Annotated in this window: 19 protein-coding genes; 4 read left to right on the plus strand and 15 right to left on the minus strand. The window is 73.6% G+C overall.

Annotated elements, in window-relative coordinates; genetic code table 11:
* Window positions 1–194: 194 nt before the first annotated feature.
* The 5 genes from TR48_RS34125 to pyrG form a co-directional block, all read right to left on the minus strand.
* A complete protein-coding gene (locus tag TR48_RS34125; RefSeq protein WP_152627599.1) occupies window positions 195–1,133 on the minus strand; it encodes a ParA family protein in 939 nt (312 codons plus the stop codon).
* Between the two features lie 556 nt (window positions 1,134–1,689).
* The gene (gene ald, locus TR48_RS34130; protein ID WP_042374414.1) at window positions 1,690–2,805 is read right to left on the minus strand and encodes an alanine dehydrogenase; all 1,116 of its coding nucleotides are present in this window, start codon (window positions 2,803–2,805) and stop codon (window positions 1,690–1,692) included.
* Between the two features lie 241 nt (window positions 2,806–3,046).
* Window positions 3,047–5,110 (minus strand): tetratricopeptide repeat protein, encoded by a 2,064-nt coding sequence (locus tag TR48_RS34135; protein WP_084729994.1) that lies wholly within the window; start codon window positions 5,108–5,110, stop codon window positions 3,047–3,049.
* A gap of 123 nt (window positions 5,111–5,233) precedes the next feature.
* Window positions 5,234–5,875 (minus strand): NUDIX domain-containing protein, encoded by a 642-nt coding sequence (locus TR48_RS34140; protein ID WP_042374399.1) that lies wholly within the window; start codon window positions 5,873–5,875, stop codon window positions 5,234–5,236.
* A complete protein-coding gene (gene pyrG, locus TR48_RS34145) occupies window positions 5,872–7,539 on the minus strand; it encodes a CTP synthase (protein ID WP_084729995.1) in 1,668 nt (555 codons plus the stop codon). The genes TR48_RS34140 and pyrG overlap by 4 nt, the downstream gene beginning before the upstream one ends.
* Before the next feature lie 395 nt (window positions 7,540–7,934).
* Between pyrG and TR48_RS34150 the strand changes: the two genes are divergently transcribed.
* Together TR48_RS34150 and TR48_RS34155 are read left to right on the plus strand one after the other, a co-directional pair.
* Window positions 7,935–9,929 (plus strand): glycoside hydrolase family 15 protein, encoded by a 1,995-nt coding sequence (locus TR48_RS34150; RefSeq protein ID WP_042374400.1) that lies wholly within the window; start codon window positions 7,935–7,937, stop codon window positions 9,927–9,929.
* Between the two features lie 66 nt (window positions 9,930–9,995).
* Entirely contained in the window at window positions 9,996–10,664 is a 669-nt protein-coding gene (locus tag TR48_RS34155; protein WP_042374401.1) for an HAD-IA family hydrolase, read from the plus strand.
* Window positions 10,665–10,684: 20 nt separating this feature from the next.
* Here the strand turns inward: TR48_RS34155 and TR48_RS34160 are convergent, their stop codons facing one another.
* The 7 genes from TR48_RS34160 to TR48_RS39470 all read right to left on the minus strand — a co-directional run bounded on the left by TR48_RS34160 (window position 10,685) and on the right by TR48_RS39470 (window position 17,582).
* Window positions 10,685–11,098, minus strand: a complete 414-nt coding sequence (locus TR48_RS34160; protein WP_042374402.1) for a VOC family protein — start codon at window positions 11,096–11,098, stop codon at window positions 10,685–10,687.
* 37 nt (window positions 11,099–11,135) lie between these two features.
* Window positions 11,136–12,353: a glycosyltransferase family 4 protein gene (locus TR48_RS34165; RefSeq protein ID WP_042374403.1), complete on the minus strand. Its 1,218-nt coding sequence runs from the start codon at window positions 12,351–12,353 to the stop codon at window positions 11,136–11,138.
* Window positions 12,354–12,494: 141 nt separating this feature from the next.
* Window positions 12,495–14,228 carry a DNA repair protein RecN gene (recN, locus tag TR48_RS34170; protein ID WP_042374417.1) on the minus strand — a complete coding sequence of 578 codons (1,734 nt, stop codon included), beginning with the start codon at window positions 14,226–14,228 and terminating at the stop codon, window positions 12,495–12,497.
* Window positions 14,229–14,319: 91 nt separating this feature from the next.
* Entirely contained in the window at window positions 14,320–15,246 is a 927-nt protein-coding gene (locus TR48_RS34175; RefSeq protein WP_042374404.1) for an NAD kinase, read from the minus strand.
* Between the two features lie 174 nt (window positions 15,247–15,420).
* The gene (locus tag TR48_RS34180) at window positions 15,421–16,281 is read right to left on the minus strand and encodes a TlyA family RNA methyltransferase (RefSeq protein ID WP_042374406.1); all 861 of its coding nucleotides are present in this window, start codon (window positions 16,279–16,281) and stop codon (window positions 15,421–15,423) included.
* The gene (locus TR48_RS34185) at window positions 16,268–16,552 is read right to left on the minus strand and encodes a hypothetical protein (protein WP_042374407.1); all 285 of its coding nucleotides are present in this window, start codon (window positions 16,550–16,552) and stop codon (window positions 16,268–16,270) included. The genes TR48_RS34180 and TR48_RS34185 overlap by 14 nt, the downstream gene beginning before the upstream one ends.
* 133 nt (window positions 16,553–16,685) lie before the next feature.
* Window positions 16,686–17,582, minus strand: coding sequence for a hypothetical protein (locus TR48_RS39470; RefSeq protein WP_152628332.1), 897 nt, complete (start codon window positions 17,580–17,582; stop codon window positions 16,686–16,688).
* Between the two features lie 107 nt (window positions 17,583–17,689).
* Between TR48_RS39470 and TR48_RS34195 the strand changes: the two genes are divergently transcribed.
* Window positions 17,690–18,037: an SCP2 sterol-binding domain-containing protein gene (locus TR48_RS34195; protein ID WP_042374408.1), complete on the plus strand. Its 348-nt coding sequence runs from the start codon at window positions 17,690–17,692 to the stop codon at window positions 18,035–18,037.
* 32 nt (window positions 18,038–18,069) lie between these two features.
* Here the strand turns inward: TR48_RS34195 and TR48_RS34200 are convergent, their stop codons facing one another.
* Together TR48_RS34200 and TR48_RS34205 are read right to left on the minus strand one after the other, a co-directional pair.
* The gene (locus TR48_RS34200; RefSeq protein WP_042374409.1) at window positions 18,070–19,140 is read right to left on the minus strand and encodes an HAD-IIA family hydrolase; all 1,071 of its coding nucleotides are present in this window, start codon (window positions 19,138–19,140) and stop codon (window positions 18,070–18,072) included.
* Window positions 19,130–19,678, minus strand: a complete 549-nt coding sequence (locus TR48_RS34205; protein WP_201777195.1) for a tetratricopeptide repeat protein — start codon at window positions 19,676–19,678, stop codon at window positions 19,130–19,132. Before TR48_RS34205 ends, TR48_RS34200 begins: the two co-directional genes overlap by 11 nt.
* Before the next feature lie 86 nt (window positions 19,679–19,764).
* Here TR48_RS34205 and TR48_RS34210 point away from each other — a divergent pair, with 86 nt between their 5' ends.
* Window positions 19,765–21,120, plus strand: a complete 1,356-nt coding sequence (locus tag TR48_RS34210) for a DUF1015 family protein (protein WP_152628333.1) — start codon at window positions 19,765–19,767, stop codon at window positions 21,118–21,120.
* 133 nt (window positions 21,121–21,253) lie between these two features.
* Here the strand turns inward: TR48_RS34210 and TR48_RS34215 are convergent, their stop codons facing one another.
* Window positions 21,254–22,213 carry a tetratricopeptide repeat protein gene (locus tag TR48_RS34215; protein ID WP_084729998.1) on the minus strand — a complete coding sequence of 320 codons (960 nt, stop codon included), beginning with the start codon at window positions 22,211–22,213 and terminating at the stop codon, window positions 21,254–21,256.
* Window positions 22,214–22,295: the final 82 nt, after the last annotated feature.

Consider the following 22,295-nt stretch of genomic DNA (forward strand, 5'->3'; position numbering starts at 1 on the left):
GCCCTGCTCGGACGCGGCGGCGGGGCCTGCGTGGGCCGCCGGAGCCGTCGTGACGGACGGAGCGGCCTGAGCCGGCTCCTCCGGGGCCGAGGCCGGCGTGGGCGACGCGGACGCGGCGGCGTCCGGTGCGCGCGGCACGGGCGTGAGTGTGGTCCCCCCGGTGGTCCGGAACAGTTCGTCCGCCCCCGGGAGACTCACTCGACGTGGCACCGGGCGAGCACCTCCCTGGCGAGCTGGCGGTAGGCGGCGGCGCCGACCGAGTTGGACGCGTAGGTGGTGATCGGCTCGCCGGCGACCGTGGTCTCCGGGAACCGCACCGTACGGCCGATGACGGTGTGGAAGACGTGCTCGCCGAAGGCCTCGACGACGCGGGCGAGCACCTCGCGGCTGTGGACCGTGCGCGAGTCGTACATGGTGGCGAGGATGCCGTCCAGGCGCAGCTCGGGGTTGAGCCGCTCGCAGACCTTCTCGATGGTCTCCGTCAGCAGGGCGACACCTCGCAGCGCGAAGAACTCGCATTCCAGCGGAACGATGACGCTGTGAGCGGCCGTCAGCGCGTTGACCGTCAGCAGGCCGAGCGACGGCTGGCAGTCGATGATGACGTAGTCGTAGTCGTTCATCAGCGGCTTGAGCGCGCGGGCCAGCGCCGACTCCCGGGCCACCTCGCTGACCAGCTGCACCTCGGCGGCTGACAGGTCGATGTTGCTGGGGAGCAGGTCCATCCCGGGGACGGCCGTCTTCAGCAGCACCTCATCGGCCGTCAGGCCCCGCTCCATCAGCAGGTTGTAGACGGTGAGGTCCAGCTCCATCGGGTTGACGCCGAGACCGACCGAGAGGGCGCCCTGCGGGTCGAAGTCGACCAGGAGCACGCGCCGACCGTATTCCGCGAGCGCCGCGCCCAGGTTGATGGTCGAGGTGGTCTTGCCCACCCCGCCCTTCTGGTTGCACATCGCGATGATGCGCGCCGGCCCGTGCTCGCTCGGGGGCGAGGGGATCGGGAAGTACGGCAGTGGCCGGCCCGTGGGGCCGACCCGCTCGCGGCGCTGACGGGCCGCGTCCGGAGCAAGCGTGGCGGCGTACTCCGGGTCCGGCTCGTATTCGGCATCTGGGTCGTAGAACTGACCGTCCGCCATCTCTGACTGGACCAGGCCAGGCTCGACGGGGGCGTCCAGCGCGCTCGCGTAGCGCAGCGCCTCGTGATCGGAAATCGGGTACTCCAGGCTCGGGTAGCCGGGCTGCTGCTGACGTGCGTCAAAAGTGCGCGGGCCGCCACTCCCGGGAGCAATTGTCGACTCATTCACAAGTCGTCTAACCTCCTTGGCGACCGCCGTAGTGACCGGGCTTCGGGGCTCTGCCCCCTCCACTGGGCGGCATTCACCGCACCGCAGCCTAGCAACGACACAGTAGCGTCAACCAGCACACCGGCGATGCACTAACCAACATGTCGATATGACAATTGCCGACCGCAGGTCGTGGGCACTGTACGAAACCGCCGTTCGGCCTGCGGGGACACCCTTCGCCACCCCCGTTCACTCCTCTGCCGAGGGTGAGATCGAAGGGCCTCGAGTTGACGAACGCACGGACGATGTGCTCCCGGGAAGCTGACGGCACGCCAGAAGGGCGCCGCACGGAACGTGCGACGCCCTTCCGGACTCAGCTCTGCCTGCGGGCTACCGCCGGGGGCGCGCCTCAGGCGAGGACGTCGGCCAGCTCGACGTGCGGCAGGCCGAAGGCCTCGGCCACGGCGGCGTAGGTGATCTGGCCCTCGTGCACGTTCAGGCCCTTGGCCAGCGCGGCGTCACGGCGGCAGGCCTCCTGCCAGCCGCGGTTGGCCACCTCGATGATGTAGGGCAGGGTCGCGTTGGTCAGCGCGTAGGTGGAGGTGTTCGGCACCGCACCCGGCATGTTGGCCACGCAGTAGAAGACCGAGTTGTGGACCTGGAAGGTCGGCTCGGCGTGGGTGGTGGGGTGCGAGTCCTCGAAGCAGCCGCCCTGGTCGATGGCGATGTCGACGAGCACGGAGCCCGGCTTCATACGGGAGACCAGCTCGTTGGTGACCAGCTTCGGGGCCTTGGCGCCCGGGATCAGGACGGCGCCGATGACCAGGTCGGCCTCGAGGACGGCCTTCTCCAGCTCGAAGGAGTTGGAGGCGATCGCCTTGATCTTGTTGCCGAAGATGCGGTCGGCCTCGCGCAGCTTGTTGATGTCGCGGTCGAGCAGGGTCACGTCGTAGCCCATGCCGATGGCGATGGTGGCGGCGTGCCAGCCGGAGACGCCACCGCCGATGACGACGGCCTTGGCCGGGTGGGTGCCGGGCACGCCACCGGGGAGGACGCCGCGACCGCCGGTCGGACGCATCAGGTGGTAGGAGCCGACCTGCGGGGCCAGGCGACCGGCCACCTCGGACATCGGGGCGAGCAGCGGCAGGGCGCCGTTGCCGAGCTGGACCGTCTCGTAGGCGATGGCGGTGGTGCCGGAGGCCAGCAGCGCGTCGGTGCCGGCGCGGTCCGCGGCGAGGTGGAGGTAGGTGAAGAGCAGCTGACCCTTGCGGAGGCGGTGGTACTCCTCGGCGATGGGCTCCTTGACCTTCAGCAGGAGGTCGGCCGTGGCCCAGACCTCGTCAGCGGTCTCGAGGATCGTCGCGCCGGCGGCGACGTACTCCTCGTTCGGGATCGAGGAGCCGACACCGGCGTTGTTCTCGATGAACACCTCGTGCCCGTTACGGACCAGCTCATGCACGCCAGCGGGCGTGATGGCCACGCGGTACTCGTGGTTCTTGACCTCGCGGGGGATGCCGACCTTCACGACGAACACGTCCCTTGCACATGGGGTTTCTCCCGACCCTGCGGGAACGCAGGCGGGAGCCACGCGCAGCGGCACTGCTATGCGCGGCAACTTCGAGTGTAATGAAGCCCAGACGATCCGGAAGCCTTCCAAAGTGTTCAAAACTTCTTGATCTGTTGGCTGATTCGTAGGCTTGCGCCCACTACAAGCCGTCAGAACCCTAGAAAACCGGCAATCGGGACATTCAATCGAAACCAGGATGTTATTCTCCGCGGAGCGCCGCGGCCTGCTCTCGCTGGACCCGGGCACCGGCCTGGTCACCGGCCCTCTCCAGGGTGTCCGCCAGCCTCAGCAACACCAGCGCCTCCAGGCGCGGACCGAGGGTGCGGGCGGACTCCAGCGCCTCACGCTGGGTGCGCAGCGCCGCCTCGACGCCGCCCGAGGACTCCTGCACCCGGGCCGCGCCGAGGATCGCGCCCACCGCCCCCGCCTCGTCCCCGAGCTTGCGGTGCAGCGCGACCGCCGCCCGGTACTCGCGCAGCGCGTCGGCATGCCGCCCCTGCGCGCTGTGCACCGCCGCGAGCCGCGCCAGCAGGCGCGCCTCGTCGGCCCGCTCCCGGCGGTTGCGGCGCAGCGTCAGCGCACGGCCGTAGAAGTCCGCCGCCCGGACCAGGTCCCCCGAGGCCCGGTAGGCGCCGGCCGTGGCCTCCAGGATCCGGCCGACGGCGACGTGGTCCTCGGCGGCGCGAGCGGGCGCGAGCGCCCCCCGGTAGCGCTCCAGGGCACGCGCGTGCTCCCCGGCTCCCGCGTGCAGATCGCCCAGGTTCACCAGCGCGGCCGCCTCCCGGCGCGGCTGGCCGGAGCGGCGGGCCACCCGCTGCACCGTGCCGTGAAGCGCGTACAGCTCCACGGTGACCGGCCGACCCGTCGCCTCGCCCCATACCGGCAGCACCCGCACCAGCGCCGTCGCGAGCCGGGTGACCAGCCCGTCCAGCCCCCCGGCCGCCTCGGCGTCGGCGACGGCGGGCAGCAGCTCGGGCAGGGCGGCGTCCAGCCAGGCGAAGGCCTCGGCGCGGGTGCCGAAACGCAGCGCCGCGGGCGGCACCTCCGGGTCCGGTGGCGCCTGCTCGGGCGCGAGCCTCACCAGGCAGGAGGTCAGCAGCCGCACCTGCCGCTCCAGCCAGCGGGCACGGGCCAGCTCCACCGCGGCGGGCTTGTCCGTCGCCTCGCACAGCGCGGAGAGCACCGGGGTGAGGCTGCGCGGCAGCCGGTAGCGACCGTCGCCCTCCTCGCGCAGCAGCTGCTGCGCCGCGAGCGTGGTGAGCAAGGTCCCCGCCGCGGCGGTCGGACAGCCCACGAGCGCCGCCGCGCCGCGCTCGTCCAGCACCCCGCCCGGTACCAGCGTCGCGAACCGCAGCAACTGGCGCGGGCCCGCGCCGAGCTCCTGGTGCACGAGGTCGAACGCCCGCCGCAGCGGGTCGTCGCTGCGCTGCGCGCCACGCGGCGGCGGAGGCGGGGACGGCGCCGCGCCCGGCGGCGGGTAGGACGGCATCGGCGGCACGGGCTTGCCGTCGATCGTCAGCCCCACGAGGTTCTGCGCGGCCTCCGGCGCCGGCGGCGCGGCCGGATGCGGCACGGCGGGCACCGCCCGCAGCGCCCGCAGCGCGTCGCTGACGGACGCCCGCGGCCGCGCGGCCAGCCATCCGCCGACCAGGCGCAGCGCGCCCACATGACAGGCCACCGCCTCGGCCAGCCCCTGCGCGGCGACGGGGTCGACGACGACGCGGGTGTCCCCCGCGAGCCCCGCGAGCAGCTCCCTGGCAGCGGTGTAGTCGAGCCCGCCCAGCACGCACGGCCGCACGTCGGGAACCCCGGTCAGCGGGCCGTGGGTGACGGCGACGGTCAGCGCGTCGGGGTGGGTCGGCAGCAGCGCCTGCACCGCGGCGGCGGCGTTCTCGGCGGGGGCGTCGTCGAGGATCAGCACGACGGGCCGTTCGGCGAGGTGCACTCTGATGGCCTCCCCCGCGGCCTGCTCCGCCTCGTCGGCGGTCAGCACGCCGCCCGGCCGCGGCAGGCCGAGGAGGTCCAGCAGACGTCGCGCGGGATCGGGCGCGGCGAGGGAGAGGTAGTGAACCGGCCGCTCCGCGGTGACGTCCGGCTCCTGCGCCAACCGCAGCGCCAGCTCGGTCCGCCCGGAGCCGGGCCGTCCGGCGACGGCGAGAACGCGGGCCCGTCCGGCCTCCTCGCGCAACTGCGCGAGTTCGTTCCGCCGCCCCACGAACGCCACGGCGGACGCCGCCGCGGACTCCGTCTGTGCCGATGCCACGAGCGCCGCTCCCGTCGTCAGGACCGATCTTCTCACGCAGCGTAATTCACTGGGCACGCGAGAACCCCCAGGGGCGCGAGGCCGTGTCGGATTGCGGCTCCGCAGGCCCTCGCGCCCCTGGGTTCAGAACGGCCGGGCCGGCCAGGGCGCGTCGGCGGGGCGGAGGGTGTCGAGCGTCCCGTTCGCCAGCGCGGCGTGGAGCGCCAGCGCGCCCGCGACCAGCGCGCCGTTGTGGAGCTCGCCCGCGAGAGCCCCGCGGACGACCTCGTCCAGCGGGAACCTGCGCACCTGCAGGTCCAGCTCCTCGCCCTCCGCGGCGAACCTCTCGGCGTCGGACTCGGCCAGGTCGCGGGCGAGGTAGACGCGGATCGCCTCGTCGGAGCCGCCCGAGGTGGGGAAGACGTCGACCAGCACCCGCCAGTCGCCCGCCTTGTGGTGCGCCTCCTCGTACAGCTCGCGCTGGGCCGCGTGCAGCGGGTTCTCGCCCGGGATGTCGAGCAGGCCGGCCGGCATCTCCCACAGGCGGTGCCGGACCGGATGCCGGTACTGGTTCACCAGCAGGACCCGGCCCTGCTCGTCCAGGGCGAGCACCCCGACCGCGCCGGGGTGCTTGACGTAGTCGCGCGTGGCGGCGCGCCCGTCCGGCATGACGACCTCGTCGGAGGCGACGTTCCAGATCCGGCCCTCGAAGGAGATGCGCTCGGCGCGCACCTCCCACGAGGCCGGGGTGTCCCTGAGCTCGTGGCCCGCGGCGGACTCGGTCACGCGCCCGCGCCGTCCTGGACCTTGATCGCGGCGGCGACCAGGCCCGCGAAGAGCGGGTGCGGGCGGGTCGGACGGGACTTCAGCTCCGGGTGGGCCTGGGTGGCCACCAGGTACGGGTGCGTGTCGCGCGGGTACTCCACGTACTCGACCAGGTCGCCCTTCGGCGACAGGCCCGAGAACTGGATGCCGGTCTTCTCCAGCTCGGCGCGGTACGAGTTGTTGACCTCGTAGCGGTGACGGTGGCGCTCCTCGACGTACTGCTCGCCGCCGTAGACCTCGCGCACGATGGAGCCCTCGGCGAGCTTGGCCGGGTAGAGGCCCAGGCGCATGGTGCCGCCCAGGTCGCCCTTGCCGTCGACGATCTCCAACTGCTCGGCCATGGTCGAGATGACCGGGTGCTTGGCGGCCGGGTCGAACTCGGTGGAGTTGGCCTCCGCCAGGCCGGCCAGGTTGCGCGCGGCCTCGATGACCACGCACTGCAGACCGAGGCACAGGCCCAGCAGCGGCACGCCGTTCTCGCGGGCGAAGGTGATCGCGCCGACCTTGCCGTCCACGCCGCGCTCGCCGAAGCCGCCGGGGATGCAGATCGCGTCGACGTCGCCGAGCTGCTGGCGGGCGCCTTCGGGGGTCTCGCAGTCGACCGAGGTGACCCACTTGATCTCCACCTTGGCGTTGTTGGCGAAACCGCCGTGACGCAGCGCCTCGGTGACGGACAGGTAGGCGTCCGGCAGGTCGATGTACTTGCCGACCAGCGCGATCTTCACGTGCCGGCTGGGCTCGTGGACGCGGCGCAGCAGGTCGTCCCACTGGGTCCAGTCGACGTCGCGGAAGGGCAGGTCGAGGCGGCGCACCACGTAGGCGTCCAGGCCCTCGCTGTGCAGCACCTTGGGGATGTCGTAGATGGAAGGGGCGTCGATCGCCGCGACCACGGCCTCCTCGTCGACGTCGCACATCAGCGAGATCTTGCGCTTGATCGCGGCGGGGACCTCGCGGTCGGCGCGCAGCACGATCGCGTCGGGCTGGATGCCGATGTTGCGCAGCGCGGCGACGGAGTGCTGGGTCGGCTTGGTCTTCAGCTCGCCCGAGGGGCCGATGTAGGGCAGCAGCGACACGTGGACGAAGAAGACGTTGTCCCGGCCGACCTCGTGGCGGACCTGCCGCACGGCCTCCAGGAACGGCAGCGACTCGATGTCGCCGACGGTGCCGCCGACCTCGGTGATGACGACGTCCACGTCCTCGGTCGCCATGCGGCGGATCCGGGACTTGATCTCGTTGGTGATGTGCGGGATGACCTGGACGGTGTCGCCCAGGTACTCGCCGCGCCGCTCCTTGGCGATGACGGTCGAGTAGATCTGACCGGTGGTGACGTTGGCGCTGCCGTGCAGGTTGGTGTCGAGGAAGCGCTCGTAGTGGCCGATGTCGAGGTCCGTCTCGGCGCCGTCGTCGGTGACGAAGACCTCGCCGTGCTGGAACGGGTTCATCGTGCCGGGGTCGACGTTCAGGTACGGGTCGAGCTTCTGCATGGTGACCCGCAGACCCCGGGCCTTGAGCAGGGCCCCGAGGCTCGAGGCGGTGAGCCCCTTGCCCAGCGAGGAGGCGACGCCCCCGGTGACGAAGAGGTGCTTGGTCGTCGTGCCGGCCTTACCGGAATGGGGCTGTGCCAAGAGGGGGCTCCCGTGGGTCGCGTCAACATCACCCGCACCGTCCGCCGAGCCTTCAACCTCGCTGGGGTGCCGCGGTGGTGGATCGAAAGGGGTCCCTGAGCCGAGCCCTCGCGGGCGGACTCAGTACCAATCCACGGAGTACCAGGGTATCAGTGCCCCCGGCCGCCCGCCGTCGGAGCGCCCTCGAGACGCGCCGCAGAACGCCCCGAGGAGCGCCCGAGAACCTCCTGCGGCAGGAACGAATCGGCACGCCGCGTTCAGGGACTGTTCCCGGGCAGTGCATGATCCGAAGTATTCTGCACGGACCACCGTCTGCTCGGGAGCCCCGGCGGTCCCAGGGGTGTGCACCTTCCCAGACCGCCACCGCAGTCCTTCATCGCGAACTGGAGAACCACGTGGCCGCCCGCATCGAGGACTACGCGCTCGTCGGCGACATGCAGACCGCCGCCCTGGTCAGCAGGGACGGCGCCGTCGACTGGCTGTGCCTGCCCCGCTTCGACTCCCCCGCCGTCTTCGCCGGCCTGCTCGGCACGGACGAGCACGGCTTCTGGCGGATCGGCCCGGCCGAGCCGATGCCGTCCCCGCAGGGGGACGCCGCCGTGCCGCCGGAGTCCGCCGCGTTCGACGACGCCGCCTTCGACGACGCCGGGTCCGACCCGGCGCCGGACGCGGGCGCTTTCGACGCCGCGCTCCTGGAGGACACCGGCGGCTCCTTCAAGGTCCTTCCCCCCACCGCCGCCGCGCCCGCGCCTCCGTCGGCGCGACGCCGCTACCGAGGCGACTCGCTGATCCTGGAGCAGGAGTGGGACACCCCGGGCGGCACCGTCCGGGTCATCGACTTCATGCCGCCGCGCGGCCTGCCCGAGCGCGGCGCGGTGCCGCAGATGGTCCGCATTGTGGAGGGCGTGAGCGGCTCGGTGCGGATGCGCTCGGCGCTGCGCATGCGCTTCTCCTACGGCCGGGTGGTGCCGTGGGTGCACCGGGTCGAGGACGGCGCGCAGACCCGCACGGTGGCCGTGGCCGGACCGGACTCGGTCTGGCTGGACGGCGAGGCCGAGACCTACGGCCGCAACCTGACCACGTACGCGGACTTCACCGTGGGCGCCGGGGAGCGGATCGCCTTCGCGCTGACCTGGCAGCCCTCCCACCTCGGTGCGCCCGACCAACCGGACCCGGAGGAGGCGATGGCCTTCACCGAGGAGTTCTGGCGCGACTGGGTGGCCCAGTGCACCTATCACGGCCCCTACCGCGAGGCCGTGGTCCGCTCCCTGATCACGCTGAAGGCGCTGACCTACGCGCCGACCGGCGGCATCGTCGCCGCGCCGACCACCTCGCTGCCCGAGGACATCGGCGGGGTCCGCAACTGGGACTACCGCTACACCTGGCTGCGCGACGCGACGATCACGCTCTCCTCGCTGCTGCGCACCGGCTACCGGGACGAGGCGCGGGCCTGGCGCGAGTGGCTGCTGCGGGCGGTGGCCGGCGACCCGGAGAACCTGCAGATCATGTACGGGATCGCGGGCGAGCGGGAGCTGACCGAGACGACGCTGGACTGGCTGCCCGGCTACGAGGGCTCGACGCCGGTCCGCATCGGCAACGGCGCCGCCGACCAGCTCCAGCTGGACGTCTACGGCGAGGTCGTCGAGGCGCTGCACCTGGCCCACATGACCGGCCTGGCCCGCAACGACCACGCCCACATGCTGCAGCTGCGGCTGATCTCCTGGCTGGAGCGGCACTGGAACAAGCCGGACGAGGGCATCTGGGAGGTGCGCGGTCCGCGCCGCCACTTCGTGCACTCCAAGGTGATGGCGTGGGTGGCGGTGGACCGCACCATCAGGATGCTGGAGCAGACTCCGCACGAGGGCCCGCTGGAGCGCTGGCGCGAGCTGCGCGACACCATCCACGCGGACGTCTGCGACTTCGGCTACGACGCGGAGCGCAACACGTTCACGCAGTCCTACGGCTCGCGGGAGCTGGACGCCTCGCTGCTGCTGATCCCGCAGGTGGGCTTCCTGCCGCCGGACGACAAGCGGGTCATCGGCACGATCGAGGCGGTCCAGCGCGAGCTGCTGACCCCGGACGGCTTCGTGCTGCGGTACCGGACCAACGGCGAGGAGGAGGGCGGCGACGGCCTTCCCGGCGACGAGGGCGCGTTCCTGGCCTGCTCCTTCTGGCTGGCGGACGACCTGGCGATGATCGGCCGGGTGGGCGAGGCCCGCGAGCTGTTCGACCGGCTGCTGGCCATCCGCAACGACGTCGGGCTCCTCGCGGAGGAGTGGGACCCGCGGCTGCAGCGTCAGGTGGGCAACTTCCCGCAGGCGTTCAGCCACGTCCCGCTGATCGACACCGCGCTGCGGCTGACGGCGGTGGGCGGGCTGCCCGGCATGTAGGCGGCCGAGGAGCCTTTTGTAGACTGGCGGCACAAAATGCTGTCGCCGCCCTTTGGAGAGACCGCCATGTCTCAGCCGTCCATATCCCTCGACGCCCGCGCACTGCTGCTGGACATGGACGGCACGCTGGTCGACTCCGGCGCGGTCGTCCTGCGCGTCTGGGGCCGGTGGGCCGCCGAGCACGGCCTCGCGATGGAGCGCGTCGAGGAGGTCGTGCACGGCCGCCAGGGCCAGGAGAGCATGGCGATCCTGCTGCCTGGCCGCCCGATGGCGGAGAACCTCGCCGACAACGAGCGGATGCTGGCCGCCGAGACCGCCGACCTCGACGGCGTCGTCCCGATCCCCGGCGCGCCGGCCTTCCTCGCCGCCATCGCCGCCGCCCCGCACGCCCTGGTCACCTCCGCCGACGTCGGCCTCGCCACCGCGCGCATGGGCGCGGCCGGCCTGCCCATGCCGGCCGTGCGGGTGACCGCGGAGGACGTCAGCGCGAGCAAGCCGGACCCGGAGGGCTTCCTCAAGGGCGCGGCGGAGCTGGGGTTCGAGCCCGGCGACTGCGTGGTCTTCGAGGACTCCGAGGCGGGCGTCGCGGCGGGCCTCGCCGCCGGCATGCGCGTCGTCGGCATCGGCGCGGCGACGGCCGCCTACGGCGCGACGGTGACCGTCGACGACCTGGAGCAGGTCGCCGTCGAGCCCCGCCCGGACGGCGGCGTCACCCTGCGGATCTCGCGCCGGTAGGACCGTCGGCGGCAGACCTCTCAGCGCTGGGAGCGGTCCTTCGGCGCCTCCTGAACCACCCAGCCGTTCCCGTCGGGGTCGCTGAACGCCAGGAAGCTGTTCCACGGCCCTCCGTGGCCCTCCTCGCGGCCGTTCGGGCCGAAGTGGAACACTCCGTCCACCTCGACGCCGCGTTCGACCAGCTGGGCGCGGGCGGCCTCGATGTCGGTGACGCAGAGCTGGAGGCCCTGGTAGGCGCCGGGTGCGACCTGGGTCAGCCCCTCGCCGATGGTCACCGAGCAGCCGGAGCCGGGAGGCGTGAGCTGGACGACGCGCATGTGCTCGCTCATGCGCCGGTCCACGTCCAGGTGGAAGCCGACCTGCTCGGTGTAGAAGGCCTTGGCCCGGTCCAAGTCGGAGACGGGCACGATGACGACCTCGAGAGTCCAGTCCATGCGGTCCACGGTAGGCCCGCGCGGACCCGAAGGACGGTCAGCGCTCCGAGAGGAGCTCGTCGTAGACGCTGAGGACCTGCGCCACGGTGTCCGCCTCGGTCGGCCAGGTCTCCGCCTGCAGCGGGCCCGCGGCCGCCAGCTCCGCGCGGCGGGCCGGATCGGCGAGCAGCGAGGAGACCGCCGCCGCCAGCGCCGTCGCGTCGCCGGGCGGGACCAGCACGGCCGCGTCGCCCACGAGTTCCGGCAGGCCGCCGACCGCGGTGGCGACCATCGGCACGCCGGCCCGCAGCGCCTCCTGGGCCACCAGCGGGCGGGCCTCCCAGCGCGAGGAGATGACGACGACGTCGGCGGCGGCGAGCAGCTCCGCGACGTCCTCGCGGTAGCCGAGCAGTCTCGCGGGCAGGCGCTCCGCCTTGATCCTGGCCTTGAGCGCCGCCTCCTCCGGGCCGACGCCCGCGATGACCAGGAGCGGATGGTCCTCGCCGCCGCGCCAGCCGGAGGCGGCGTCGAGAAGCAGCTGGAAGTTCTTCTGCGGCGTCAGCCGCCCGATGGCCAGCACGATCGGGCGGTCGCCCGCCTCCTTGGCGGCCGCCTCCTTGGCCGCTGCCACCTTGGCCGCTGCCTCCTTGGCGGCGCGGCGGCCCTTCTCCGCGAGCAGCTGACGCCGCGTCTGCTCCCGGTCTGCGACGGCCTGCGGCAGCGGCGGGGCGACGACCGGGCCGAGCCGGGCGTCGGTCGCGCCCAGGTCCCGGGCGCGGGTGACCAGGTCCGAGGAGGCGCCGAGGACGAGGTCCGCGCCGCGGGCGACGCGGCGCTCCATCATCCGCAGCAGCCTCCGCTCCATGCCGGTCGCCAGGTTCGCCGAGTGCGAGGTCACCACCAGCGGGATCTCCTGCGTGCGGGCGGTGCGCAGCGCCAGGTCGGACAGCAGCGCCGCCCGCAGGCCGTGGGCGTGCACGAGCGACGCGCGGGCGAACGCCCGCCGCAGCTCGCCGACGGCCGCGGCGTCGGTGCGCGGGCCCGGCGTCGGGGTGATCTCCACGGCGTGGAAGCGCGCCCCGGCGCCGGAGAAACCGAAGAGCTTGTCGGTCTCGGCCGGCCCGCACACGGTGACGTCGACCCCGTGCGCGCTCAGTCCCGCCGCGAGCGAGCGCACGTGCGCGCCGATGCCGCCGGTCGTGCCCGCCAGCACGAGCACGGCGCGGAGCTCGTCGGTCGACCCGGCGGGGGTGGTCTGCGCTGCGTTGGCGGTCACGGTCGGCGTCGCCTGCTTTCGGTCGTCACAGCCTTCGGTCCTCGGGGGGCGGTCGGCTCGGCGGTCGGGCGGTCGGGCGGTCAGGCGGTTGGCGGTCGGCGGTCAGGGGCGGGAGGCGCCCTGGCGGGCGGCGGTCGGCGGTCAGGGGCGGGAGGCGCCCTGGCGGGCGGCGGCCAGCAGCTCCTCGGCGTGGGCGCGGCCCAGCTCGGAGTCCTCCAGCCCGGCCAGCATCCGGGACAGCTCGCGCACCCGCTCCTCGTCCGTCAGCGTCTTGACGCCGGATCGGGTGACGGTGCCGTCGACGGTCTTCTCGACCACCAGGTGCCGGTCGGCGAAGGCGGCCACCTGCGGCAGGTGGGTGACGACGACGACCTGCGCGGTCCGGGCGAGCCGGGCCAGGCGGCGGCCGATCTCGACGGCGGCCTTGCCGCCGACGCCCGCGTCGACCTCGTCGAAGAGGTACGTCGGCACCGGGTCGGCGCCGGCGAAGACCACCTCGACGGCCAGCATCACCCGGGAGAGCTCACCGCCGGAGGCGCCCTTGGCGATCGGGCGCGGCGCCGCGCCCGGGTGCGGGGCGAGCAGCACCTCGACCTCGTCGAAGCCGTAGGGGCCGAAATCCGCCGATCGGGTGATCCCGAAGCTCACCCGTGCGTGGGGCATGGCCAGTTCGCCGAGCTCGCGGGTGACCGCCTCGGCGAAGGTCTCGGCGGCCGTGTGACGGGCGGCGCTCAGCTGCTCCGCGAGCGCGGACACCGTTTCCGTCAGCGACCGCTGCTCCTCTTCGAGAGCACCGATCCGCTCGTCGTCGCCGTCGAGCTCGGCCAGCCGCTGCCCCGCCTCCTCGTTCCAGGCGAGCACGGCCGCGAGGCCCTCCACGCCCTCGGCGGCGACGCCGTACTTGCGCACCAGGTGGGCCAGCACCGCGCGGCGCTCCTCCACGGCCGCCAGCCGCACCGGGTCCGCGTCCAGGTCCTCGGCATAGCCGGCCAGTTCCTGGGCGATGTCCGCGAGCAGGTAGGAGACCTCGCCGACCCGGTCCGCCAGCGCGCCGAGGCGCTCGTCGTGCGACCGCACCGCGTCCAGCGCCCGCTTGGCCTGCGCGACCAGCATCCCCGCGTCGACCACGTCCGGGTCGGTCGGGTCGCCCGCGAGCGCGCCGTGGGCGATCGTCGCGGCGGAGGACAGCGCGTCGGCGTGGCCCAGCCGCTCCGACTCGGCGGCCAGCTCCTCGTCCTCGCCCGCCAGCGGCTCCGCGGCGGCGACCTCGTCCAGACCGAAGCGGAGCAGGTCCGCCTCCTGGGCGCGCTCGCGCGCCCGGGTGGTCAGCTCCTCCAGCGTCCCGGAGACCTCCCGCAGCCGCCGGTAGGCGGTCTGGTAGGCGGTCAGCGGCCCGGCGACGGTGTCGCCCGCGTAGCGGTCCAGCGCGCCGCGCTGACGGGCGGGCTGCAGCAGCCGCTGCTGATCGCTCTGCCCGTGTACGGCGATCAGGTCCTCGCCGAGGGTCTGCAGCAGGCCTACCGGCACCGAGCGCCCGCCCACGTGGGCGCGGGAGCGCCCCTCGGCCGAGACCGTCCGCGACAGCAGCAGGGCGCCCTCGTCGAGCTCGGCACCCGCCTCCAACGCCCGCTCCGCGGCCGGCGAGCCGTCCGGCAGCTCGACGCGCCCCTCGACGACGGCCCGGTCCGCGCCGTTGCGCACCAGCCCGGCGTCCGCCCGCCCACCGAGCAGCAGGCCGAGGCTGGTCACCACCATGGTCTTACCCGCCCCGGTCTCACCGGTGACGACGTTGAACCCGGGTGCGAGTTCGACGACGGCGTCGTCGATCACGCCCAGGGCTCGTATCCGCATCTCCTCCAGCACGCACCTGACGATACGAGGTCCGGGGCCCTTCTCGCGACGAGCCACCCGCACGCGCGTGGTTCGAGCGTCAGTACGAACACGGAGGGACCAGGCGGCGTCACCGCTACTCGGCGTTGCCGCGCCAGCCGGTGACCGGCAGCTGGAACTTGGTCACCAGCCGCTTGGAGAACGGCGCCCGGTGCAGCCGGGCCAGCAGGACCGGGTTGTGCCCGCGGCGCACCTCGATCCGCGCCCCCGCCGGCAGTTCGTAGGTGCGCCGGCCGTCGCACCACAGCACCCCGTGCGAGGTGCCCGGCTGCACCTGCACCTCCAGCACCGAATGCGGCGAGGTCACCAGTGGGCGGGCGAAGAGCGCGTGCGCGGAGATCGGCACCAGCAGCAGCGCCTCCACCTCCGGCCAGACCACCGGCCCGCCGGCCGAGAACGCGTAGGCGGTCGACCCGGTCGGCGTCGCGCAGACCACGCCGTCGCAGCCGAAGGAGGAGACGGGGCGGCCGTCCACGCCCATGATCAGCTCGAGCATCCGCTCGCGGGCCGCCTTCTCCACGCTGGCCTCGTTGAGCGCCCAGTCGGTGTGCACGACGCGGCCGTCCTGGCGGACGACGACATCGATGGTCATCCGCTCCTCGACCTCGTAGTCCCGGGCCACCACGCGCTCGACGACCTTGTGCAGGTCGTCCCGCTCCGCCTCGGCCAAAAAGCCGACCCGGCCCAGGTTCACCCCGAGCATCGGCACCCCGAACTCGCGCGCCAGCTCCGCGCCGCGCAGCAGGGTGCCGTCCCCGCCCAGCACCAGGATCAGCTCGCAGCCCTCACCCGCGGCGGGCCCCGGCTGCACCACCTCCACGCCCTCGGGGAACCCCATGTCGGGCGCCTCGGCGGCGAGCACGCGAATCTTGATCGAGGCTTTCGCCAGGCCCTCGACGAGGCACTCGACGCTCTTCAGCGCGGCCTCGCGCCCGGTGTGCGCGATGAGGAGGACCGTGCGGTCGAACTGGTCGGCGGGCTGGTCGACGATCTGGTCGGGCATGGGCCTCCTTCGGCGCCCGCCCGGACGACTTCGGCCGGGCCGTGCGCCTCCCCCTCGTGGCTACTGCTGGCTGTTTCTTCGACCCTACCCGCTGGGGTCGGCGCTGCCCCGGACTTCTTCAGGCCCGGTCCCGTTCTCCCGACCGCGCCTCGACCCCGGGTCGACCCGTCCCGGCTACTTCGGCCCCTCGGCGACGGCGCGTGCCGCGTCGGCCGGGTCCAGCGGCGGCGCGTCGCGCCGGAACCACAGGAAGTACTCGACGTTGCCCGACGGCCCCGGCAACGGGCTGGCCGTGACCGCCCGCACCCCGAGCCCCTGCTCCGCGCCCTGCCCCGCGACCTTCTCGATCATCTCCTGCCGCAGCTGCGGGCTGCGCACCACGCCGCCGTTGCCGAGCCGCTCCTTGCCCACCTCGAACTGCGGCTTGACCATCAGCACGAGATCGCCCCCGGGCGCCGTCACGGCGGCCAGCGCCGGCAGCACCAGCCCGAGGGGGATGAACGACAGGTCCGACACGACGAGGTCGACGGGCTCCCCGCCGATCTGCTCCAGCGTCAGCTCGCGCACGTTGGTGCGGTCCATCACCACGACCCGGTCGTCGCTCTGCAGCGACCACGCGAGCTGGCCGTAGCCCACGTCGACGGCGAGCACCAGCTCCACCCCCGCGCGCAGCAGCACGTCCGTGAACCCGCCGGTCGACGCCCCGGCGTCGAGGCAGCGCCGTCCCTCGACCGCGAGGCCCCGCGGCACGAACGCGGACAGCGCGCCGGCCAGCTTGTGCCCGCCCCGGGACACGTAGTCCGGGTCGTTGTCGTCCTTCGCCACGACGACCGCAGCGGACGTCTCCACCTGCGTGGCGGGCTTGGTCGCCACCGTCCCCCCGACCGTCACCCGCCCGGCGGCGATCAGCTCACTCGCGTGCTCACGCGACCGCGCGAGGTTCCGGCGGACCAGTTCGGCGTCCAGACGGCGTCGTGCGACTGCCACGTACGGTTCAGCTCCTGCTGCTCGGTGCTCGTGCTCAACGAACCACATTCAACGGCGTGGGGGCCCCGCCCGTCCGCTCGTCCAACCCCGCGAGCGTATCCCGGAGCAGGTCGTGCACCTCCCCGTACACCCCCGCCCGCGCCTCCGCGGGCACCTCCGCGACGTCCTCCAGCCGCGCCAGCGCGGCGTCGACTGCGGCGTTCCCGGTCTCGACGACCGGCGGGAAGGGGGCGTGGGGCGCCGCGGGGCCGCTGGACTCGACCGCGGCGGGCTCGACGGCGGCAGGCTCGATCGCAGCGGGCTCGGCGGCAGGCTCCACGGCAGCAGGAGGGGCAGCGCCGGGCTCGGTGGCGCCGGTCGCTTCGCGTGGCGCTGTCGGCCGCGGCGACGGGTACGGCGAGGGCACCGGCCCTGGGGCGCCGAGAGGGCGACGGTTCGAGGGCCACGGGGTGTCACTCATCGACGGAGCCCGGCTCGGTTACCGCCTTCTCGGCGGTCGCCGCCTTCTTGCCGGCTGCGGTCTTCTTGGCGGTCGCCGCCTTCTTGGTGACCGCGACCTTCTCCGCCGCGAGGGTGGCCTTCTTCGCGGGCGCCTTCTTCGTCGGAGTCTTCTTCGCCGCGGCGGTGGCCTTCTTCGCGGCCTTCTTCGCCGCGGGCTGGTCCGTGGCCGGAGCGGACTGGGGCAGCTTCGCCGACGGCGTCGGCGGCATCGTCGGCTCGGCGGTCTCCGTGACCGGCTCGACGGAGGCGGACGGCGCGGCCGTGGCGGACGGCGCGGCCGACGGCTTGCGCGGTGTCGTCTGCTTGGCGGGCGCCGTCTTCTTCGCCGTGGGGGCCTTCTTCGCGGGCGGCTTCGGCGCGGCGGCACGGTCGCGCATCGCGGGGACCGCAGCCGCGCGTCGGGCCGCGGCGGCCGCCGCCGCGTCGACGTCCTCAGCGTCGACGGGGACCCGGACCGCGCGAGGCCGGGGCTCCGGGTGCGGCCGGGTCTCCGTGCGCGGGAACGCCTGCTCCGCGCGGGAGGGGCCCGCCGGAGGCTCCTCGGCGGACGGCGGAGCCGACGGTCGCGCGGACGACGGAGCCGGCGGCACCGAGCCCTGCACCTGGCGGAGCTGGCGCTCCAGGTACTCCAGGACGACGCCCGCCTGCACGACGCCGTCGCCGAGCCGGTGCCACGCCTTCTCGCCCTCCGCGCGGGCCCGTTCGACCACACCGTCGGCGAGTTCGCGGACCGGAGCCGGCAGCAGCTTGTGCACCTCCTCCGCCACGCCGGACGCGATCCCGGTGGCGATCTTCACGTAGTCACGGACCATCTCGCGCATCCCGCCCTCGTCCACACGTCCCTCCACAGGTCGCCTTTCCCCCGACGCTACCGCCTCCGCCGCCGTCGTGAGGCCCCGGCGCTGCGGTACCGTCGGTCGAAGTCCCGACCCCGGCAGAGGAGTCCACCCCCGCGATGGCCACCCCGCTCGAATGCCGTGAGGCACTGACCACCTTCAGCGAGAACCTCGGCAAGGCCACGGGCAACGCCCGCGCGGCGGCGCAGCTCGACCGCTCGCTGAGCTGCTGGATCAGCGACCTCGACCTCACCTTCACCGGGCAGCTGCGCGGCGGGCGCATCGAGGGCCTGGACGAGGCCCCGGGCAAGCCGGCGACCAAGGCGCAGATCCGGCTCGCCCTCAGCGGCGACGATCTCCTGGCGCTCGTCGCCGGCCGGCTGAACTTCGCGAAGGCGTGGGGCTCCGGTCGGGTGAAGCTGGAGGCGAGCATCCTCGATCTGCTGAAGCTGCGCAGCCTGCTCTAGCCCACGACCCGGCTTTCAACCGCGTGAGCAGGTCACAGCCCCAGCTCGGCCAGCGCCTTGTGCCACTCCGGCACGGCGCGCCCGGCGTCCGCCGCGGTCCATGTGGCCGCGCAGAGGGCGCGCAGGCCCGCGAAAGGGTCGGCGCCGCGCCCCCCGGCGAAGCCGAGGCGGCCGTCCTCACGGGGCGCCACCGTCCAGCCCCCGCACCGGAAGGCGCCGTCGCCCAGCTCCTCAACCGCCGGCGGGACGTCCAGCAGGCCGCGCAGATCGGCGGCGAGGTAGGTGGGCCGGTGCTTCGGCTCCGCCTCCGGCAGCTGCTCGGGGCGGGTCACGCCGGTGAAGACCAGCAGGCTGTCCACGCCACCGTTGAACGCCCCCTCGATGTCGGTGTCGAGCCGGTCGCCGACGACGAGCGGGCGCTTCGCGCCGGTGCGGATCACGGTCTCCCGGTGCATCGGCGGCAGCGGCTTCCCTGCGACCTCCGGCGTCGCGCCCGTCGCCGTGCGGACGGCCGCGACCAGGGTGCCGTTGCCGGGGGCGGTGCCGCGGGCGGTCGGGATGGTCAGGTCGGTGTTGGACGCGATCCACGGCAGCCCGCGCTGGACGGCGTAGGAGGCCTCGGCCAGCTGCGGCCAGCCGATGGCCGGGTCGTAGCCCTGGACGACCGCCGCCGGGTTGTCGTCCAGCGACGCCACCGGCACCAGCCCGTGCTCGCGGACCGCCTCGCGCAGCCCCTCCCCACCGATCACCAGCACCGCGGCCCCGGCCGGCACCTTCTCGGCGACGATCCGCGCCGCCGCCTGCGCGGAGGTGATCACGTCGCCGGGCTCGGCCGGGACGCCCAGCTCGGTCAGGTGCGCCGCGACGGCCTGCGGGGTGCGGGAGGCGTTGTTGGTCACGTAGGCCAGGTGCATGCCGGCCGCGCGGGCGGCGTCCAGCGCCTCGACCGCGTGCGGGATCGCGGCCGGGCCCGCGTAGACCACGCCGTCCAGGTCCAGCAGCGCCGTGTCGTAGGCGAGCTGGAGCGGCTGCGGCTGCTCGGAATGCTGGGACTGCTCGGTCTGGTCGGTCTGCGGGGAGTGCTCGGAGTGCTCAGCGGCCATCGGACGGTTCTCCTTGCGGGTCGGCGTGCGGGTCGGCGTGCGGCGATTCGGCGGGCACGTCGTCGTGGCGCTGCCGGTCACCTCCGACCGTACCGAAACCCCCGCGGCGGGCCTTCAGGGTGGCTCGTGTCTGGCGCAGCGCCGCCCGGTAGGGCTCCGAGGACGGACGCATCGCCACCGCCAGGGCCAGATGCTCGGCAGAGGCCTCGAAGTCGCCGAGACGCGCCGCCGCCAAGCCCCAGCCGAACTGCGCGTAGTCGTCCGAGGGATCCGCCAGCGCAACGGCACGGAAGTTCTCGAGCGCCGCCGCATACGCGCGCGTCTCGAACTGCGCCCGGGCCAGCGCCTCCCTGATGGCCCGCGAGTGCGGCTCCTCCTCGACGGCATGGCTCAGCAACTGCACCGCTGCGCCCGCGTTGCCCTGCGCCAGCATCGCGATCCCGCGCCGGAACCAGTCGTACACCCCGCCGCCCGGTCTCCCCTGTTCGCTCATCCGGCCAAGACCTCCCGTGCCGTGCACTTCTGTCGCCTTCGTCATGTTCGTGGCGAGAACTTTCGGCGATCGACCACGCATCCGTCGGATTGTCGATCAACAACGACATCCGTCGGATTAACATGCCCAGAATGAGACGAGTCAGTGCTGACGACGCCAGTGAGACGCGCTACGGCGACGCCGGGAAGGTGGCCGCCTGCGGTCTTTCCCTGTCGCCCTTCCGCGGGCTGCGCTACGACCCCGACCGGGTCAGCTCTCTCGGCGCCGTCACGTCGCCCCCGTACGACGTCGTCGATCCGGACGGCCGTACCCGACTGGAGGACAGCGACCCGCACAACGTGGTCCGGCTGATCCTCCCCCGCCCCGAACCGACCGCGGAGGACGGCTACCGTCACGCCGCGGCCCTGCTCGAGACCTGGCAGCGCCAGGGCGTGCTGCGCCCCGACCCCGACCCGGCCTTGTACGTCTACGAGCAGCGCACCTCCGACGCCGACGGCGGCCTGCTCCAGCGCGGCCTGATCGGGGCCCTGGCCGTCAGCGACGCACGGGCCGGCATGGTCCTGCCGCACGAGGACGTGATGCCGCGCCCAGTCGCCGACCGCGTCGGCCTGATGCGCACCACCAAGGCCAACCTGGAGCCGCTGCTGCTGACCTACCGTGGCGACGGCCGTGCCGCCGCGGTCGTCGAACGCGCCGCGCGACGCGACCCGCTGCTGGAGACCACCACCAGCGACGGCACCCGGCACCGCCTCTGGGCCGTCTCCGACCGCCAGGATCTCGCGGACGTCTCCGCCGACCTGGCCACCTGCCGCGCGCTGATCGCCGACGGCCACCACCGTTGGGCGATGTACCTGCGCCTGCAGCGCGAGCACCGCCACCTCGCCCAGAGCCCCTGGGACCGGGGCATGGTGCTGCTGGTCGACACCGCCGCGTACCCGCTGCGGGTCCGCGCCATCCACCGCGTCCTGCAGCGCCTGCCCCTGCGCGAAGCGCTCGCACGACTGCGCGCGGTCGGCGGCGACTGGCACGTGACGGACCTCGGCGACGAGGCCGAGCCCGCCCTCAAGACGCTGGCCGCCGCGAAGGCCGACGCCGACACCGACGGTCCCGACAACGCGTTCCTGCTCGCCGGGGAGGGCGGGTTCCACCTGCTGACCGGCCCCGACGAGGTGGCCCTGGCCGCCGCCGTCCCCGCCGGCCTGCCCGAGGAGTACCGGCGCCTCGACGCCACCGTGCTGCACTCGCTGCTGCTGGAACGGGTCTGGCAGGTCCCCGACGACCCGGAGCACATCGGTTACCTGCACGACACCGGCGCGGCCATCCGCGAGGCCGTCCGCTCCGGCGGCACCGCGGTCCTGCTCAACCCCGTCGAGGAGGGCGTCGTACGGCGCCTCGCCGAACAGGGTGTCACGATGCCGCGCAAGTCGACGTCGTTCGGCCCGAAGCCGGCCACCGGACTGGTTCTGCGGAACCTGCGCCTGGGCTGACGACGCGGGCTGCCCGGCGGGCTGACGCAACGACAGAGGGCCTGCCCCGGCGCGGAACACGCGCCGGGGCAGGCCCTCTGTGTTGGTTATCTGCCGCGCGCCGCAATCAGTGTGCGGTGCTCAGCGACGGGGTCTAGCGACGGTCGTCGGAGCGGCTGTAGCCCTCCTCCTCGTCCTCTTCCTCGTCGTCCTCGTAGTAGTCCTCGCCGTCGCCGCCGTCGAAGAGGCTGCCGCCCTCGGCGTTGGCCTCGTCGAGGTCGAGGGCGTTGCCGATCCCGGCCTCGTCGTCGGCGTCCTCGTCGTCCTCGGCGTCCGCCGCGGCCTCCGCCTCGGCGTTCACGACCTCGGCCTCGGCGGCGTCAGAGGGAAGGTCACCCGCGATGTCGTCCGCGTCGTCGGCGTCCTCGTCGTCCTCCTCGAGCGCGTCGACGAACTCGATGCCGTCCAGCTTGGCCAGACGCTCGGCGGCGTCCGTGGTGCCGTTCTGGTCCACCTCGACGGCCTTGGCGAACCACTCGCGCGCGTCCGCCTCCCGGCCGACCTCCAGCAGGGCGTCCGCGTAGGCGTAACGCAGGCGCGCCGTCCACGGCTGCACGGAGTGCGACGCCAGCTCCGGCGACTCCAGGGTCACCACGGCGGCCTCGAGCTGCCCCATGTCCTTGCGGGCGCCGGCGGCGACGAGACGCATCTCGACCTGGCCGGCCTTGTCCAGCTGCTTGACCTCCGGCGCGCCGGCCATCTCCAGCGCCCGCTCCGGGCGGCCCAGGCCGCGCTCGCAGTCGGCCATGACCGGCCACAGGTCCGCGGACCCGGTCATCCGGCGCGCGGCGCGGAACTCGGTCAGCGCCTCGGAGTAGCGCTCGGTCGCGTACGAGGCGAAGCCGGCCGCCTCGCGGACGGCGGCGACGCGGGACGCGAGCCGCAGGGCGACCCGGGAGTAGGCGTACGCCTGCTCCGGGTCCGAGTCGATCAGACGCGCGACCATCACGAGATGCTTGGCGACATCGTCGGCGAGGGTCTTCGGGAGCGTCATCAGCTCCTGACGCACATCGGCGTCGATCTCCTGCCCCGTGACGTCCTCGTCGATCGGCATCCGACGCGTCGGCGCACTGCGCTCGCCCCGGTCGCGGTCCCCGTAGCCACCACGCCGCTCGAAGCGCCCACCGCGGTCGCCG

It is taken from the genome of Streptacidiphilus neutrinimicus, assembly GCF_000787815.1.
Classification (GTDB): domain Bacteria; phylum Actinomycetota; class Actinomycetes; order Streptomycetales; family Streptomycetaceae; genus Streptacidiphilus; species Streptacidiphilus neutrinimicus.